This is a genomic window from Natronococcus sp. (assembly GCF_047921035.1).
GTDB lineage: Archaea > Halobacteriota > Halobacteria > Halobacteriales > Natrialbaceae > Natronococcus.
Genome location: NZ_JBLRWX010000023.1, coordinates 1 through 16,101 on the forward strand (window position 1 = coordinate 1; position 16,101 = coordinate 16,101).

Below are 16,101 nucleotides of genomic sequence, written 5' to 3' on the forward strand. Positions count from 1 at the left end.
CGGACCGCCGGCCAGCACGCCCATGATCGCGAAGTGGTGGAGCGGCGGACTCGTCCTGTCACGGGCGACAGCGGCGACGACGGTCGGTCCCTCCATGATGTTGTGCATGACGAACCCGATCACCAGGAGCATGACGAGTTCGCCCTGACCGAGGACGAACGCCGTCCCGATGGCCAACCCCTCGCCGATGCTGTGGAGGCCGAGCGCGACCGCGACCAGGTACGCGACGTGGAGCCCGCTCTTTTCGGCGCCCGTCGCCGCCGTTCGCTGGCGCCACTTGCTGAGCGCGTACATGATCCCGAACGTCGCGGCCACGCCCCCGATCGCGGCGGCCGCCGCGAGCGACGTGCTCTCGAGTTCGGCGCCGTAATCGAGGACCTCCCCGACCATCTCGAAGGCGATAAAGGCGAGCACGCCGGCCGAAAGGGCGAGAAACCCGTGGATGAGTCGGTAGTCCAGCGCGCGGATAAACGGGAACCAGAGCATTCCGATCGCGACCGGGACGACCCCGGCCAGGAAGCCGATGATCGTGAGCATCCAGAGGATATCGGCGGTGCCGGCTCCCGCCATCGACTCGATATCGCCAAACGGGGAGGTGACGACCAGGAGGCCGATGACGAACGCCAGAACGCCGAGCGGAGCGACAGCGAGAACCCAGTGCGGAACTCGTTCGTGTATGGGCAACTCGTTATCCATCCGACCCCACCTCGAAGAGACTGCTTCGCTGATTCATTACGACTTCTTTAGACGCGTCTAATCATATATCTTTCTCACTCACCTTTCGACTGAGACTAATCGAATGCGATGCTGCAGCGACGTTCGGTACCGGTTCGGTCAGCGTTCGGCCTCGACCGGCCGAGCGACGCGGACGTGGTGAGCGACCGTCTCGGGGATCGATACTGACTCGTCGTGCGTGCTCGGGCGGGCCGTCACCATGCCGAAGGGTGCGACCTCGAGGATCTCGAGTTCGACGCCCGGTTCGATACCGTGGTCGGCCAGGTACGAGAGGATCTCCGGATCGCGGTCGGCGACCTCCTCGACGACGACGACGTCGCCCTCCTCGAATCCGGCGATGGATTCGCCCTCCCGGCGCTCGGGCGGCTCGAGGTCCGCGCTCGGGATCGGCGAGCCGTGGGGATCGACCGTCGGCTCGTCGAGCGCGGCCGCGACGCGGGCCTCGAAGTCCTCGCTGATGTGGTGTTCAAGTCGGTCGGCCTCCTCGTGGACCTCCGCCCAGTCGTAGTCCAGATGCTCGGTGAGGTAGGACTCGAGCAGCCGGTGGTGGCGGACGACCTCGAGCGCGACCGTCTCACCCTCGTCGGTGAGCGTGACGCCGCGGTACTTCTCGCGGTCGACGAGGCCGCGCTCCTCGAGTTTCTCGAGCATGCTGGTGACGGTCGGCGACGTAACGTCCAGCTCCTCGGCGATCGCCGACGTCTTGATCCGGTCGTCGGTCCCTTGCTGAAGCTGATAGATCGCCTTGAGGTAGTCTTCCATCACGTCGCTCAGCATCATTTCGATCGGTTTTCGAGCCGTCTAACCCTAAAGCTATCGCCCTCGATATTCCCGATAAACCGGCACGAACAAAACGCTGCCCCCGAAAGGGATGGTATGGGACAGACAGTTCGAATCATCGGTGCACCGATGGACTACGGGGCGAACCGCCGCGGCGTCGACATGGGACCGTCGGCGATCAGGTACGCAGGCCTGGCCGACGAACTCGAGGGAGCGGGAGTCGAACCGGTCGACGCCGGCGACCTGCACATTCCGCGGGCCGAGGAGCGGGATCCGGACGCCGACCAGCCCCGCGAGGGCAACGCGAAGTTCCTCCGGGAGGTCGGCGACGTCTGCTCGCGGCTGTCCGATCAGGTCGCGGAGACGCTGGCCGACGGGGAGTTCCCGCTAGTGTTGGGGGGCGATCACTCGGTCGCGATCGGCTCGATGACGGGCGCCTCCCGAGACGGGGAGCTGGGCGCGGTCTGGTTCGATGCCCACGCCGACCTCAACACACCCGAGTCCTCGCCCAGCGGGAACGTCCACGGGATGCCACTCGCCGCGGCGCTCGGCCGGGGCGCGTTCGAGGAGATGGAGTGGGCTAGCGCTCCGAACCTCCGCGAGGAGTCGGTTGCCTACGTCGGCCTCCGAAGCATCGACGAGCGCGAACGCGAGTGGGTACGGGACAGCGAGATGACCGCGTTCACGATGGCCGACATCGACAAGCGCGGAATGACTGCCGTCGTCGAGGACGCCCTCGACGTCGCGACCGACGGGACCAACGGGATCCACGTCAGCCTCGACCTCGACTGGCTCGATCCGAAGGCGGCTCCCGGCGTCGGGACGCCGGTTCGAGGCGGCGTCACCTACCGGGAGGCTCACTCGGCCCTCGAGCGGGTCTCGGCCCGCGACGACCGCGAGGACGTCCTCCGCTCGATGGACGTCGTCGAGGTGAACCCGATCCTCGACGAGCGAAACGAGACGGCGACGCTCGCGGCCGATCTCACGGCGAGCGCGTTCGGCAAGCGGATCCTCTGAGCCGCGCCCGCTCGGCCCCGTTCCGAGCGTGTGAATATCTCCCGCGGGCGTTTCCGTTTCAACACCTTTGTATCGGAGTGTTTCAGAGTGGCACGTATGACCGAGAACGTCGTCGTACTCGGCGCCGGCTACGCCGGGGCCGGTGCGGTCAAAACGCTTCAATCGGAGCTCGAGGACAACGCGCGGCTGACCTGGATCGCCGACGTCGACTACCACCTCGTCCTCCACGAGTCCCACCGGGTGATCCGCGACCCGGACGTTCAGGACGATATCACGATTCCCGTCGAGGAGATCGCGGCGCCCTCGACCCGGTTCGTTCGGGACGAGGTCACCGGCCTCGACACCGACGAACGGGTCGTCGAACTCGCCGACGGCGAGGACGTCGACTACGACTACGTTCTCGTCGCGCTCGGGAGCCAGACCGCCTACTACGGCATCCCCGGCCTCGAGGACCACTCGCTGACGCTCAAGAGCCTCGACGACGCCCTCGAGATCCACGAGGCGGTCGTCCAGGCCAGCCGCGACGCGACCCGCGGCGACCCCGCCCAGGTCGTCATCGGCGGCGCCGGCCTCTCGGGGATCCAGACCGCGGGCGAGATCGCGGAGTTCCGCGACAACCACCGCGCACCCCTCGAGATCCACCTCGTCGAGGCGCTCGACGAGATCTTCCCCGGCAACGATCCGGAGATCCAGCAGGCGCTTCGGGACCTGCTCCAGGACGCCGGCGTCCAGATCCACACCGACGACCCGATCACGGAAGCCGACGACGACGTCATCCACTTCGACGAGGGCGAACCGCTTTCCCACGACGTGCTCGTCTGGACCGGCGGGATCACGGGTCGGGACGCCCTCGAGACGGCCGACCTCGAGAAGGAGCACAACCGGGTCAACGCCGGTGCGAACTTCCAGACCTCGAACGAGCGTGTCTTCGCGATCGGTGATTCGGCGATCGTCGACCAGGGCGACCAGCCCGCGCCGCCGACCGCACAGGCCGCCTGGCAGGCCGCGGACGTCGCCGCCGAGAACATCACCCGCGCCATCCAGAACCGCCCGCTGAAGACCTGGGAGCACAAGGATAAGGGGACGGTCGTCTCCGTCGGCGACGAGGCCGTCGCTCACGGCGTCAAGCCGGTGTTCGGGTTCGGCCTCCCCGTCGACACCTTCGGCGGCATCCCCGCGAAGAACCTGAAGAAAGCGATCGCGGCCCGCTGGATCGCCGACGTCTCCTCGGCGAACCGCGCCCGAAAGGCCTGGTCCTCGCTGTAGACGTCTCCGTTACTCTTTCTCGAGCGATTCCCCGTCCATCGGTCGAGCCGGCACGCCCGCGACGGTCGCTCCCGGTTCGACGTCCCGAGTAACCAGCGAGTTCGCGGCGACGCTCGCGCCCGCGCCGATCTCGACGCCCGGCAGCACGATCGCCCCCGCGCCGATCATCGCCCGCTCGCCGACGACGACCTCGCCGGTTCGGTACTCCTCCTGCAGAAACTCGTGACACAGCAGCGTCGCGTCGTAGCCGACGATCGCGTGATCCTCGACGGTGATCAGGTCCGGCCAGAACACGTCGGGGGTAGCCTCGAGCCCCCAGGAGACGCCGGTGCCGACGGTGGCGCCGATCCGCCGCAGGAGCCAGCGCTTGAGCCGCAGGCTCGGCGAGATCCGGACGAGCCAGACGACGACGTAGTTGATCGCGACCCGAAGCGGACTGCGCGCCCGGGTCCAGTGAGCGAGCGAGTTGGCGACCCCGGGGGTTCGGTGGCGTCGAACGCGGTCGTGGCGGGAGGGCGTGTCGTCGGTCACTGCCAGGATCGTTCGAGCTATCGATACATGAAACCGATCGGTTTTTGCGGTCTCACTCGGTCTCGAGGCTGGCGTTCGCGGTCGACCGCTCCCCGGGAAGCCCAACCAGCTCCCGGAAGCGCTCGCCGGAGAGCGCACACCGGTAGGCGGGTTTGAACATCATGTTCGCGCCGCCTTCCCGAACGTTCCACGCGGATTCGATCCCCTCGCGCAGGTAGTACTGGGCCTGTACGTTGCCTTCCCTGACGTAGTAGTCGCTCAATCGTATCGGATCCCGGTCGAACAGCCCGCCCGGCTCCCGGCCGTCGACGATCACGACCGGCTTCTCGAGGTAGAGCCCGTCCTCCCGTGCGCGCTTGGCGTGAGCGTTCTCGGGGTGGGCCTCGAGGATCGCTCGCCGCTCCTCGTCGGGCATCTCGGGAGTGACGACCGCGACCGAATCGACGGTGAAGTAACCGATCAGGTAGCGATGCGCACGGTCACCGCCGGGTCGCCGGAGTCCGGCGTAGAAGCCGACGACGTCGCCGGGCTCGAGCGCTCGAAGCCGGGAGACGTAGCCGCTGGTGCGGTGCTCGCCGTAGGTCAGCGCCTCGAAGTTCGGATCGCGGTGTAGCGGCCAGGACTCGAGGTCGTCGCCGGAGACGGGCTCGCGACCGCCCCGGACCGGCTGGGGCTCGATTCGGGTCGTCAGGTCGGCCGCAGTGCCGTCGTCTCCGCGAAGCGTCCAGGAGCCGAGCGTTTCCGTCTCCGCGGTCTCTCTTGTCTTCTCCGGGATCGGTACGTACTCGAAACGCCCGTCGTCGTACAGCGGCCCGAGCGCCCCGAGGTTCGTGCTGTCGGCCCCGATACCGGCGAGAACGACGGTCATAGCCGATTCTGGGCAACGAACGCCGATAAAGCCGCCGATCAGCGGTCGCCGTCGACGCGTGTCCGGGCCGAAAGACGCGACCTCCGAACCGGGTACTCCCGACTGCAGTACGGAGCGCTCCGCCGTCTGTGACCTTCGAGCGAGCGTCGCCCCGTCCCGTTCGCGCCGGAGACCACACCTACACAACGGGGTAAAGAGTACTCAACCGTCGAAACATAACCGTCCGACAGTGCGCGAGTTCGTCGAGTGTGACAACTGCAGGTTCGTCCTCCTGGCGGAGAGCGATTCCGACCCGATTCCGAAGCGACAGGACGCGTGTCCGAGGTGTGACGGAACCGAGTTCCGATTTCTCGGCGACAGGCCGGGCGACGATAGTAACAACTGAAACTGTTTGCACACCGATCTCATAGCCGTCGTGCGATCGGGTGCGCACTGACTTTCAGTGGCTACTATAGTCCTCGTCCGGCGTTCCCAGGGTATCGACGACACGCAGCGATCGCTCCTCGCAGTCACAGCCGCTCGTCGAGCTGATCGGGACGATCTCGCCGTCGGGACGGCGCCACACGGCACAGACCGCGTTGCAGTTCTCGCAGACGGCGGCTCGCTTCTCTCGGTTTTCGATCGTCATCGTCGAAACGCCGGGCCGTGGTGGTGGTCGGTGGCAGGTGGTGTGTCACCGGAACTGCTCCCGGCGGAACCTGCTACTCGAGCGGGCCGTATTGAACGAGGGGATCGTCCGCTCGAGTTACCGATCGTTTATCGGAATTGTCCCGATTTTCGTCACGGTAGTCCTCCCTTGTCGAACCCGCTATCGGTTTCGATCCTCGTTTCGCAGCCGGCTCGCGTAGTCCCGGAGGAAGCCGAATCCGCGCCGCCAGGTGCGCGGCGAGAGCAGGTATCGAACGCCGGCTCCCGCCGCTTTGAGCCAGAACGCGAGCGCGACGCCGACCCGACGGGCGCGCTCGGAGTGACGCAAGATCGGCACCGTCACGACCGCAGCGGTTCCGAGACCGGCGACGCCGGCGGCGGCGTACACCGACAGTATCGGGAAGTACTCGAGCGCGCCGACCAGCGGCGCGAGCGCGAGCGCGGCGAGCCCGCCCCTGATCGCGATCGGTCGGACCGCTTGCGAGGGCAACTCGACGGTCACGAGACGGCGTCCGAGGACGATCAACTGCCAGCCGGCGAACGCGCCGAGCGAGGCCGCGAGGATCAGGACCGCCTCGACGGCCGCCTCGCTCGTAACGACGAAGAACCCGCCGAATCCGATCGCGACGGCGAACGTGATCGTCGCCCGATCGGCGAGCTGTCGGTCCAAGATCGCCTTGACGGCCGCCAGCAGGGCGAGCCCGACCCCGACGCCGACGACGACGTCGACCAGGTAGTGAACCCCCAGTGCGACCCGGGAGAAGCTGACGATCGCGATCAGCGCGGCCGCGACCGCGAACCGGCGTCGGCGCGTGCTCACGGTCAGAACGTGGGCCAGTCCGAGATAGACGATCGTCGTGTTGACCGCGTGCCCGCTCGGGAACCCGTAGCCGGTCGCGAAGGCCGTCGCCTCGTACAGCTGCTGGACCACGATCGGGAGCAGCTCCGGCTCGAGCAGCGGTTCGTCCGGTCTGGGAAACCCGAAGATTTCCTTCAGTCCCTTGTACAGCCCCATTCCGGCGAGCCAGACGCCCGCGACGGTCGCGATGTCGTCCCGTTTCGGCGAGCCGATCCAGTAAAACGCCGCGAGAACGAGCGCCAGAAACCAGATGTCGCCGAACTGGGTGAGCAGGGCGACGACGACGGCCATCCATTCGGGAATCGTCTCCTGAATCGGATCGAACTCGCCGATCCCGCGTGACATTGGCCGACTCTCGACGCTCGACGGTCAAAACGCTGCTCGTTTTCAAACCACACATAACGTAATAAATCGGAATACGGTCCAGCGGAGCTGTTCCCTGGTCCCGCTTTCTTCTCTTCACGTTACTCCGGTCGCTCCGCTCCCTCGTTCGTTGCGTCGCGAAAAGTGGGACTGCCGAGGACTCGCTATGCTCGTCCTCGTATTCCCACGTTTTCTCCGAAAACAGTGGGACCGCCGAGAATTGAACTCGGGTCCTACGGACCCCATCCGCAGAGGATACCACTACCCCACGGTCCCGTACCTTGACCGATGGCCGTCTGCCGTTTAAGGGTGTCGTTTCGACTCGAGCGTGGGCCCGCGAGTCATACGGTTTACTGTAAGTCATTACCGGCGCAACCGCCGCACGGGTCGCGGTTGCGCCGGTAAATCGTTACAGAAATCCGTATCAGACCAGCACCCGCTCGAGGTCGACGACGGTTCCCGACTCGGCGCCGGGATCCCCGACCAGCGTTCCGAGACAGACGGCGGCGCCATCGGGCGTGAAACAGGCCACCAACGATCCCCGGTCGGTATCGTCGGCCTCGAGCACGCCGGGCGCGTAGACCGGGGCTCCCGTCTGCACCTGCCGAGCGGCGCTGTCGGCGATCACTACTCGCGGGATGTGCTCGAGGATCCGCTCGGCGGGCTCGACGACCTCGTACAGCGGTTCGGGATCGTCGTCCTCGAGCCAGAACGCGAGCGCGTCGTAGAACGCCTGGGCGGTGTGCAGCGTCGAGTCGTCGAACGGCGTCGTCGCGGTTCGGCGGAGGTGTCCCATGTGGGCACCGGTGCCGAGTGCCAGCCCCAGATCGTGACAGAGTTTGCGGACGTAGGTCCCGCTCTCGCAGCCGATCCGCAGGAGCAGTCGTCGGTCCTCGGTCTCGAGAACCTCGAGGTCGTAGATCTCTCGCACCCGGAGCCGACGCGAGACGGCGCTCTTCCGGGGCGGTTTCTGGTAGATCGGCCCCTCGAACTCGCCGACGATCGACTCGGCGTCTCCCGGCACCGAGCCGTGACACTCGAGGACGGCGACGTACTCCTTCTCGCCCTCGAGGAACGTCTGGGCGAGCCGCGTCGCGTCGCCGAGCATCACCGGAAGGCAGCCGGTCACCTTCGGATCGAGGGTGCCGGCGTGGGCCGCCTGATCGATCGGTTCGGCGTTCCGCTCGGAGAGGGTATCGGCGACCTCGTCCCGGAGCCAGCCGCTGACCTGGTGGGAGGAGGGGCCGGGCGGTTTGTCGAGGTTGACGACGCCAAACTGCAGCAGTTCGACGGGCGAGCGCTCCTCGGGTGGGCCACGAAGCGTCATCAGAACTCGTAGTCGACCGTGACGGGTGCTTTCCCCTCGTCGCCGTCGGCCTCGTACTCGCCGACGGCGGTAACGAGCATGTCGAGGACGGCGTCGGGCTCCCAGCGGGCCGTGTTCACCGAGAGATCGTAGATCGTCAGATCCCGGATGTCGATCCCGTAGTACTCCTCGTAGCGCTGGGCCTCGCTGGCCTCCCTGGCCTTGGTTTCCTCGGTCGCACGCTGTGGGTCCTTCTCCTCGCGTTCGGCGATTCGCTCGCCCCGGACCGACGCCGGCGCGTCGAGCCAGAATCGGAAGTCCGCGTGGTCGCCAGCGAGCCAGCCCGCCAGTCGCGACTCGAGGACCAGATCGTCCTCCTCGGTGGCGATCTCCCGGAGCCGACGGTCGAGGTCGCGGTCGATCTCGTCGTTCTCCTCGGCCAACTTGTTGAACTCGAGGGGCGTATACCCCCGCTCGTCGGCCAGTTCGCGGAAGATGTCGCCGCCGCTGACGTGGTCGAGATCGAAGGCGTCGGCGAGAAGTTCCGCGGTCGTACTCTTCCCGCTTCCCGGCGGGCCGGAGACGGTGAGTAACATATTCGAACTGCGACGGGACGGGTAAAATGGGTTTTGAATCGGTCGACGCCTCGAACTCGGTCGCGCCGACGGCTACCCCGATCGTCAGGCGCTCGAGGGCGTCATGTCGATGTTCAAGGCCTTACGAAGCAGCTGGGTGAAGCCCATCGAACAGAGGAAGTACCAGACGATCCATGCCCACATCGGTCCGAGCAACCCCTCGTCCAGCGCGACTTCGCCGACGAGCGGCATGATCATCATTCGGTCGGCCTCCGTGATGTAACCGCCGCCGATCTTCCAGTACATCCAGAGGAACAGCGGAATGGTAAACAGCATGATCCAGACCATCGGCCGGAACTGCTCTTTGAACATCCCGAGATTGTCGGCCATCGCCTCCATCTGTTCCTCGCGGACCGCCTCCATCTCGTTTTCCAGGCGCTCGATCTCGGCCTCGCTCGCGTCCCGTTCCTCGGCTTCCTGCTTGCGTTCGCGGACGTCCTTCTGTTTTTCCTGCATCGCCTTCATCCGTTCCTGGTACTTCCCGATCCGTTCGGGGTTCATCAGGTTCGCCTGCAGGAGCGTCGAGTACAGCCCCGTCAGCAACGCGACCGAGAGGATCACCGCGTAGAACGGAAGCGCCGCGTCCAGCGGCCCAAACACGACGTCGATCGTGCTGCCGACCGTACTTCGGACGGAGTCGAGCCAGTAGCCGATCATCAGCAGGATCGAGCCGACGCCGGCCATCTTGTCCCACTGGGACCAGCTCGCGGCCTCCTCGTCGATGTCGACGTCGGGCACCCCGTCGCCGACGTCGCCATCGCCGTCGAGGGCCTCGTCGTAGGCCTCGCGGTCGGCGATCTCGAACCCCTCGTTGCCGTCGACCAGCACCCCCTTCTCGATCAGTCGACCCCACTGTCCGCTGGTCAGGTCGTCGTTGACGTCTCCCCACTGGACCTCGCCGCCGTTTCTGTCGGCCTCCTCGCGGATCGCCTCGAGGGCCTCCGTCATCGAGGAATCCTCGCGGACGAGGGCGTTGATCTTCTCGGCTGTACGCGTCATCTGCCAGAGGCTAGGGTACGTCCGATATACAAGTGTTTTTCTTCGCGCGCCCGAGCCACGATCGGACTCGAGCCGCGTTCGGTCCGGCTCAGGCGGTGTCCTCGATCGTCGCCTTCACGTCCGCCCAGACCTCGTCGGGCGCCTGGTTGCCGTCGATGCGCTCGAGAACGCCCTCCTCCTCGTAGTGTTCGACGACCGGTTCCGTGTTCTCCCGGTAGACTCGCAGCCGTTCCGTGACGGTTTCCTCGGTGTCGTCCTCGCGTTGCTCGAGACGGCCCTCGACCTCGGGGTCCTCCGGCGGGTTGTACTCGACGTGGTAGATGTCACCGGTCTCGGGGTCCATCCGACGGCCCGTGAGTCGGTGGACGAGTTCGTCCTCGTCGACGTCGAGGTAGAGCACGACATCGAGGTCGGTCATCTCCGCGAGCTCCTCGGCCTGCTCTAAGTTCCGCGGGTAGCCGTCGAGCACGTAGCCGTCGGCCTGGGAGAGCGCCTCGTCGACGATAGCGTTGACGACCTCGTCGGGGACGAGTTCGCCCTGGTCCATGTACTCCGCGGGCGTGTCGTACTCCGTGTCCATGTCGGAGATGTCCATCTCCTTGTTCGCGCGGAGCGCATCGCCGGTCGTGACGTGTTCGACGTCGAACTCCTCCGCGATGTTTGCGCTCTGTGTCCCTTTTCCCGCCCCGGGCGCGCCCAGGATCAGGATGTGTGGCTGTGCCATGTTCCCCCGTTCAGCACCGTCACATAAAGGCTTAAAGAATCGGGCACGTCGGTACGGGTATGACGCGATTCGACGCCCACGAGCCGGCCGAGCGACGAAAGCTGTACGCCGACGGTATCCAGGCACACCGCGAGCGAGGGGACGGGTTCGTCACGTTCGAGGTCGACGCGGACTCCCTCTCGGCCGCCCAAGCGGTCGACCCCGAGCTGGGGACGCCGTGGATCCAGTTCGCCGACGGGACGATCAACCTCGATTGCACCGACGAGGAACTCGAGTCGCTCAAGGGTCTGCTCTCGGAGTTTCCCGTCTTCAAGATCGACGAGATCCACCGCTCGAAGGAGGCCGAGGGCGTCAACGTTCGGATCAGCGCGAAGGCCGACCCGAACCGGATCGGACAGTTCGTCGACGCCGTCTTCGCCCGCGTCTACGGGCTCCCCGAGGGGTTTCGCGTCTGGATCGTCGACCTCTGATACGGTTTACTGTAAGTCATTACCGGCGCAACCGCGACCCGTGCGGCGGTTGCGCCGGTAAATCGTTACAGCAATCCGTATGATTACTCGATTCGGAGGTCGCCGCCCGAACCGTCGCCGCCCTCGCTTCCCTCGTCCCACTCGAGTTCGAACTCGACGCTGAGTTCGGCCGGCCCGCCGGAACTCGAGGTCTCGCGTTCGGCCTTGACCTCGAAAGTCGGCCGCGACGGGGGTGACATCGTGACCGACTCGTCGCCGGCCTCGAGGGAGAGGTCGCCCCCGCCGTCGATCGAGTCGGCGACCGATCGGAGGTAGTCGGCGATCTCGTCGCGCTCCATCGACCGTTCGAACTTGAACAGCACTTCCTCTGGCATACGAGGAGAGAGGAGCTATCGAGTATAGAACCTGTCGCCGAATCCGGATCGGCGAGACCGGTCGAAAGCCGTTCGATTCGTCCAGTCGCTGGATTTATCGCAGCCGAAACGAGAGGGTACAGTACACACGGGATCGGATCGATTCGGTCTCCGGATCCGGCCATCGGTCGCTTCAGAGCGGCGGTCCCGTCCACTGTTACGCATGACGTCTGCCAGACCTCCGCACTGTCGATCGTCGTCTCGGCTCGAGAACCGCGACCTCCAGCGCGCGACCAGCAGGTGGTCCCCGTGCGCGTGATCATCGTCGGCGCCGGCGAGGTCGGCCAGTCGATCGCCACGAACCTCCAGGAGTCACACGAGGTCGTCGTCGTCGACCGGGACGAGGAGATCGTCGAGGAGCTCACCTACTCGATGGACGTCCTCGCGATCGAGGGGAACGGAACCGAGATCGCGACGCTCCGGGAGGCCGGTATCGACGAGGCCGATCTCGTGATCGCCTCGACGGACAACGACGAGTCCAACGTCGTGATCTGCGGGGCGGCCAAGACCGAAAGCGACGCGTTCACCATCGCCCGCGTCCGACGGCGGACGCTGCTGGAAACCTGGCAGGGGACCCAGGGCGCGTTCGGGGTCGACTTCATGGTCTGTACGGACCTGCTCGCGGCCCAGACGATCTTCCGGATCTCCGGGCTGCCGGCGGCCCAGGACGTCAACATGTTCGCCGGCGGGCTCGTCCGCATGGCGGAGTTCGAGATCGGCGAAGACAGCCCCGTCGCCGACCTCTCCATTCAGGAGGCGGACTGTTACGACTCGATGACCTTCGCCGCGATCTTCCGGAACGGCGAGATGATCGTCGCGAGCGGGGAGTCGATCATCCGCTCCGGCGATCGGGTCGTCGTCATCGGGAGTCCCGACTCGGTAAAGGGGTTCGCTTCGGATATCACGACGCCGGACCACAGCGAGAACCGGGAGATCGTCATCATCGGCGCCAGCGAGATCGGCTTCCAGACCGCCCGCGAGTTCGAGGACCACGGCTACGAACCGCGCCTGATCGAGCAAGACCACGACCGCGCCCGGGAGGTCGCGGAGGCGCTGCCGAACACGATAGTGATGGAAAGCGACGCCACCGACACCGAGTTCCTCGTCAGAGAACACATCGACGAGGCCGATCTCGTCGTGGCGGCGCTGGACGGCGACGAGAAGAACCTCCTGGCCTCGCTGCTGGCCAAACGCCTCGGGGTCGATCGGACGATCGCGGTGATCGAGAACCTCCAGTACGCCGAACTCTTCGAACAGGTCGGTATCGACGTCGCGATCAACCCCCGCGAGGAGACCGCCGAGGAGATTATTCGATTCACGCACGCGGATCACACCGAGAAGATCGCGATGGTCGAACACGACCGCGCGGAGGTCATCGAGATCGAGGTCGGCGAGGATAGCATCCTCACGAACCGACCGATCGCCGAGGTTGCCGCCGAGTTTCCCGACGGCGTCGTGATCGGTGCGATCTCTCGAGGGGGCGACCTGATCACGCCGCGGGGGACGACCGTCGTCGAACCCGGCGATCACGTCGTCCTTTTCGTCGACGCGACGGTCCTCAATCGGGTCCTCGAGATGCTGTAATACGGTTTACTGTACGTCAGTTCCGGCGCAACCGCGACCGGGCGGCAGTTGCGTGGTACATCGGTACAGCAATCCGTCTCAATTGTCGTGGGCCGAACGGAGGCCGCACCGCCGACTCTCTCGAGACGGGGCCGTCAGTCGCACCCCCAGGTAACTTTGGTCGGGGCTTCCGTCCGCTCGACCGGATTTCGGCCCATTTATATTACTCAGGTAGCTTCACACCGGTATGCATCTCTCGTTCGGTACGTCTAGGTACTCGTCTCTCCGTAGACCGAACCGCGGGCGGGATCGACAGCCGATCGAGGTGACCTGAATGCGGCGACAGAAACGATGTCGACCGGGAGAAGCTATCGGTCGACGACGATCCTCCGAACCAGTGATCGTCGCGCAGTTCGAGCCTCCGGAGGGAAACGATGAGTGACGAGGAACTCGCCAAGGACCTCGGACTCCTTTCGGCGCTGACGATCGGGATCGGGACGATGATCGGCGCGGGAATCTTCGTCCTGCCGGGGATCGCCGCCCAGGAGGCCGGCCCCGCCGTCGTCCTCTCGTTTATCATCGGCGGACTGATCGCGCTGATCAACGCCCTCTCGGTGAGCGAACTCGGGACGGCGATGCCGAAAGCCGGCGGCGCCTACTACTACATCAACCGCGCGCTCGGGCCGCTGTTCGGATCGATCTCGGGAATGGGCGACTGGATCGGGCTCGCCTTCGCCAGCGCCTTTTACTCGATCGGCTTCGGCGGCTACCTCGCGGACCTGCTGGACGGCACCGTCGTCTCGCTTCCCGTTCTCGGGACCGTTTCGTTGTTGCCGACGATCGCGCTCGGTCCGTTCACGTTAAACGAGATCCAGATCGGCGCGGTCATCGCCGGCGCTGTCTTCGTCGGCATCAACTACATCGGCGCCAAGGAGACCGGTAGCATCCAGACGGTGATCGTCACGCTGTTGCTCGGCATCCTGACGATCTTCGCGCTCGTCGGCTTCTTCTCGTTCGACTGGGCGACGGTCACCGCCGAGGGCGGACTGACCCCCGAGGGAACGGGCTCGATCCTTCCCGGTGCCGCGCTCGTGTTCGTTTCCTACCTGGGCTACGCGAAGATCGCGACGATCGGGGAGGAACTGAAAAATCCCGGTCGAAACCTCCCGATCGCGATCGTCGGCAGCGTCGCGATCGTGATGGTCATCTACACGATCCTCGTCGGTCTGCTGATGGGACTGATCCCCCACAGCGAGTTCTTCCTCGACCAGGTCGAGGACGCGCCGATGACGTACGCCGCCGAGGTCGTCTTCGACTACCAGTTCGCCGTCGTCGGATTCGAGATCCCGATTCTCGGCGTCGGCGTCACCTCGATCACGCTCGCGGCCCTGCTGGCGACGGCCTCGAGCGCGAACGCTTCGATTCTGGCCTCGGCCCGGATCAACTTCGCGATGGGGCGAGACAAGATCGTCACCGACTGGCTCAACGAGATCCACCCCAACTACGCGACGCCGTACCGATCGATCGCGCTGACGGGACTGATGATCATCGTCTTCATCATCGCGCTCGGCGAGACCGTCGAGATCCTCTCGAGCGCCGCCAGCGTCCTCCACCTGGTCGTCTACGCGCTGATCAACGCCTCGCTGATCGTGTTCCGAGAGGCGGACGTTCCGGAGTACGACCCCGACTTCCAGGTGCCGTTCTACCCGTTCACGCCGATCGCGGGCTTCGTGCTCTCGCTCGCGCTCATCTACTTCATGGACAACGTGGCGACCGCGATCGGAGGTCTGTTCGTCGTCTTCGCCGTCCTCTGGTACTTCTTCTACGCGCGTACCGAAACCGATCGGGAGGGGATCCTCACCACTTACATCCTCGATCGCTCCGACGAGATGCCCGAGCCGGCGGTGTCCGCAGCGACCGCGGTGAAACCGGTCGGCGACGCCGAATCGGGGCCCCGCGTGATGGTCGCCATCGCGAACCCGCGCACCGAGCAGGCGCTGATCACGCTCGGTAGCGCCATCGCGCAGGCGAAAGGTGGCTCCGTCCTGGCGACCCACATCGTTCAGGTGCCCGACCAGACGCCCCTACAGAAGGGCGCCGAGCAGATCGACCAGATCAGCGCCGAATCCGAGCGCCTGCTGGCCGACGCAGAGGCGTCGGCCGAGACGTTCGACGCCGACGTCGAGACGAAGACGATCGTCTCCCACCGGTCCTTCGAGGAGGTGTTCGACGCTGCCAACACGTACGGCGTCGACACCGTCGTTATGGGCTGGGGCCGATCGACCGTCGGCGAGGGTCGCGTGGAGCGTCCACTGGACGAGCTCACACACGATCTACCGTGTGACTTCGTTATCCTCGACGGCGAGGAAGTGACGGCCGACCGGATCCTCGTCCCGACGGCGGGCGGGAGCGGTTCGGAGGTCAGCGCCGCCGTCGCACGCGCACTTCAGGCGGAGTACGGCAGCGAGATCAGTCTGCTACACGTCGTCGACGATCCCGACGAGCGCGAGGAAGGGGAGGCCTTCCTCGAGGAGTGGGCCGCCGAACGGGGGCTCGAGGAAGCCACCCACATCGTCGACGACTCCGGAGACGTCGGGGAAGCGCTCGAGCGTGCCGCCGCGGATCACTCGCTGGTGATCCTCGGGGCGACCAGACGCGGCGTGCTCTCGCGGCTCGTTCGCGGATCGCTCGTCTTCGACGTCGCGACCGATCTCGACGTCCCGGTCCTGCTGGCGGAACAGCGGAGTTCGCGGTCGCTCCGCGAGCGGGTGCTGGGCGAGCGGCGAGACTGAGCTCTCTCGCCCGAACCCGTTCGTCCGTTCGATCGCTTCTATCAGGCGCCTGACCGTGAGTGTAGGGCACAAGCGACAGAAAAAAGGTCTCCCACTCCAACTGGCTCGTGATGGATCGATACGGAAACGATC

The 16,101-nt window shown here is 65.7% G+C and carries 16 protein-coding genes and 1 tRNA gene; 5 read left to right on the forward strand and 12 right to left on the reverse strand.

Annotated features, from left to right (window positions below):
* Together ACNA7R_RS06770 and ACNA7R_RS06775 are read right to left on the reverse strand one after the other, a co-directional pair.
* On the reverse strand, positions 1 to 696 hold a 696-nt coding region (locus ACNA7R_RS06770), incomplete at its 3' end, for a ZIP family metal transporter (protein WP_416282804.1).
* Positions 697 to 834: 138 nt separating this feature from the next.
* On the reverse strand, positions 835 to 1,515 hold the full coding sequence (locus ACNA7R_RS06775) for a metal-dependent transcriptional regulator (RefSeq protein ID WP_416282805.1): 681 nt from the start codon (positions 1,513 to 1,515) through the stop codon (positions 835 to 837).
* Positions 1,516 to 1,611: 96 nt separating this feature from the next.
* On the opposite strand from ACNA7R_RS06775, the gene rocF reads away from it, so the two are divergent.
* The gene (gene rocF / locus ACNA7R_RS06780; RefSeq protein ID WP_416282806.1) at positions 1,612 to 2,532 is read left to right on the forward strand and encodes an arginase; all 921 of its coding nucleotides are present in this window, start codon (positions 1,612 to 1,614) and stop codon (positions 2,530 to 2,532) included.
* Between the two features lie 96 nt (positions 2,533 to 2,628).
* Positions 2,629 to 3,798 (forward strand): NAD(P)/FAD-dependent oxidoreductase, encoded by a 1,170-nt coding sequence (locus ACNA7R_RS06785; protein ID WP_416282807.1) that lies wholly within the window; start codon positions 2,629 to 2,631, stop codon positions 3,796 to 3,798.
* A 9-nt stretch (positions 3,799 to 3,807) separates the two neighbouring features.
* Here ACNA7R_RS06785 and ACNA7R_RS06790 read toward each other — a convergent pair whose 3' ends face one another.
* The 9 genes from ACNA7R_RS06790 to ACNA7R_RS06830 all read right to left on the reverse strand — a co-directional run bounded on the left by ACNA7R_RS06790 (position 3,808) and on the right by ACNA7R_RS06830 (position 10,731).
* Complete coding sequence (locus ACNA7R_RS06790) at positions 3,808 to 4,329, reverse strand: acyltransferase (RefSeq protein WP_416282808.1); 522 nt, start codon at positions 4,327 to 4,329, stop codon at positions 3,808 to 3,810.
* A gap of 52 nt (positions 4,330 to 4,381) precedes the next feature.
* Entirely contained in the window at positions 4,382 to 5,197 is an 816-nt protein-coding gene (locus ACNA7R_RS06795) for a hypothetical protein (protein ID WP_416282809.1), read from the reverse strand.
* A gap of 439 nt (positions 5,198 to 5,636) precedes the next feature.
* The gene (locus tag ACNA7R_RS06800) at positions 5,637 to 5,825 is read right to left on the reverse strand and encodes a hypothetical protein (protein ID WP_416282810.1); all 189 of its coding nucleotides are present in this window, start codon (positions 5,823 to 5,825) and stop codon (positions 5,637 to 5,639) included.
* A 180-nt stretch (positions 5,826 to 6,005) separates the two neighbouring features.
* Positions 6,006 to 7,049: a phosphatase PAP2 family protein gene (locus tag ACNA7R_RS06805; protein ID WP_416282811.1), complete on the reverse strand. Its 1,044-nt coding sequence runs from the start codon at positions 7,047 to 7,049 to the stop codon at positions 6,006 to 6,008.
* 223 nt (positions 7,050 to 7,272) lie between these two features.
* Positions 7,273 to 7,343 (reverse strand) — tRNA-Pro (locus ACNA7R_RS06810).
* Positions 7,344 to 7,491: 148 nt separating this feature from the next.
* Positions 7,492 to 8,394, reverse strand: a complete 903-nt coding sequence (locus ACNA7R_RS06815) for an RNA-guided pseudouridylation complex pseudouridine synthase subunit Cbf5 (RefSeq protein WP_416282812.1) — start codon at positions 8,392 to 8,394, stop codon at positions 7,492 to 7,494.
* Complete coding sequence (gene cmk, locus ACNA7R_RS06820) at positions 8,394 to 8,969, reverse strand: (d)CMP kinase (protein WP_416282813.1); 576 nt, start codon at positions 8,967 to 8,969, stop codon at positions 8,394 to 8,396. Before cmk ends, ACNA7R_RS06815 begins: the two co-directional genes overlap by 1 nt.
* Before the next feature lie 84 nt (positions 8,970 to 9,053).
* Entirely contained in the window at positions 9,054 to 10,007 is a 954-nt protein-coding gene (locus ACNA7R_RS06825; RefSeq protein ID WP_416282814.1) for a DUF106 domain-containing protein, read from the reverse strand.
* Positions 10,008 to 10,095: 88 nt separating this feature from the next.
* Positions 10,096 to 10,731 carry an adenylate kinase gene (locus ACNA7R_RS06830; protein ID WP_416282815.1) on the reverse strand — a complete coding sequence of 212 codons (636 nt, stop codon included), beginning with the start codon at positions 10,729 to 10,731 and terminating at the stop codon, positions 10,096 to 10,098.
* 59 nt (positions 10,732 to 10,790) lie between these two features.
* Here ACNA7R_RS06830 and ACNA7R_RS06835 point away from each other — a divergent pair, with 59 nt between their 5' ends.
* Positions 10,791 to 11,201, forward strand: coding sequence for a hypothetical protein (locus ACNA7R_RS06835; RefSeq protein ID WP_416282816.1), 411 nt, complete (start codon positions 10,791 to 10,793; stop codon positions 11,199 to 11,201).
* An 83-nt stretch (positions 11,202 to 11,284) separates the two neighbouring features.
* Here ACNA7R_RS06835 and ACNA7R_RS06840 read toward each other — a convergent pair whose 3' ends face one another.
* The gene (locus tag ACNA7R_RS06840; protein ID WP_416282817.1) at positions 11,285 to 11,575 is read right to left on the reverse strand and encodes an amphi-Trp domain-containing protein; all 291 of its coding nucleotides are present in this window, start codon (positions 11,573 to 11,575) and stop codon (positions 11,285 to 11,287) included.
* A gap of 288 nt (positions 11,576 to 11,863) precedes the next feature.
* Here ACNA7R_RS06840 and trkA point away from each other — a divergent pair, with 288 nt between their 5' ends.
* Positions 11,864 to 13,198, forward strand: a complete 1,335-nt coding sequence (gene trkA, locus ACNA7R_RS06845; protein ID WP_416282818.1) for a Trk system potassium transporter TrkA — start codon at positions 11,864 to 11,866, stop codon at positions 13,196 to 13,198.
* Positions 13,199 to 13,611: 413 nt separating this feature from the next.
* Positions 13,612 to 15,969: an amino acid permease gene (locus ACNA7R_RS06850; RefSeq protein ID WP_416282819.1), complete on the forward strand. Its 2,358-nt coding sequence runs from the start codon at positions 13,612 to 13,614 to the stop codon at positions 15,967 to 15,969.
* Positions 15,970 to 16,101: the final 132 nt, after the last annotated feature.

Bases quoted from the DNA above. Each gene is read 5' to 3' on its own strand.
- ACNA7R_RS06825 (WP_416282814.1), bottom strand. From the start codon at position 10,007: ATGACGCGTACAGCCGAGAAGATCAACGCCCTCGTCCGCGAGGATTCC.
- rocF (WP_416282806.1), top strand. From the start codon at position 1,612: ATGGGACAGACAGTTCGAATCATCGGTGCACCGATGGACTACGGGGCG.
- cmk (WP_416282813.1), bottom strand. From the start codon at position 8,969: ATGTTACTCACCGTCTCCGGCCCGCCGGGAAGCGGGAAGAGTACGACC.
- ACNA7R_RS06835 (WP_416282816.1), top strand. From the start codon at position 10,791: ATGACGCGATTCGACGCCCACGAGCCGGCCGAGCGACGAAAGCTGTAC.
- ACNA7R_RS06800 (WP_416282810.1), bottom strand. From the start codon at position 5,825: ATGACGATCGAAAACCGAGAGAAGCGAGCCGCCGTCTGCGAGAACTGC.
- ACNA7R_RS06830 (WP_416282815.1), bottom strand. From the start codon at position 10,731: ATGGCACAGCCACACATCCTGATCCTGGGCGCGCCCGGGGCGGGAAAA.
- ACNA7R_RS06805 (WP_416282811.1), bottom strand. From the start codon at position 7,049: ATGTCACGCGGGATCGGCGAGTTCGATCCGATTCAGGAGACGATTCCC.
- ACNA7R_RS06850 (WP_416282819.1), top strand. From the start codon at position 13,612: ATGAGTGACGAGGAACTCGCCAAGGACCTCGGACTCCTTTCGGCGCTG.
- ACNA7R_RS06795 (WP_416282809.1), bottom strand. From the start codon at position 5,197: ATGACCGTCGTTCTCGCCGGTATCGGGGCCGACAGCACGAACCTCGGG.
- ACNA7R_RS06785 (WP_416282807.1), top strand. From the start codon at position 2,629: ATGACCGAGAACGTCGTCGTACTCGGCGCCGGCTACGCCGGGGCCGGT.
- ACNA7R_RS06840 (WP_416282817.1), bottom strand. From the start codon at position 11,575: ATGCCAGAGGAAGTGCTGTTCAAGTTCGAACGGTCGATGGAGCGCGAC.
- ACNA7R_RS06775 (WP_416282805.1), bottom strand. From the start codon at position 1,515: ATGATGCTGAGCGACGTGATGGAAGACTACCTCAAGGCGATCTATCAG.
- ACNA7R_RS06815 (WP_416282812.1), bottom strand. From the start codon at position 8,394: ATGACGCTTCGTGGCCCACCCGAGGAGCGCTCGCCCGTCGAACTGCTG.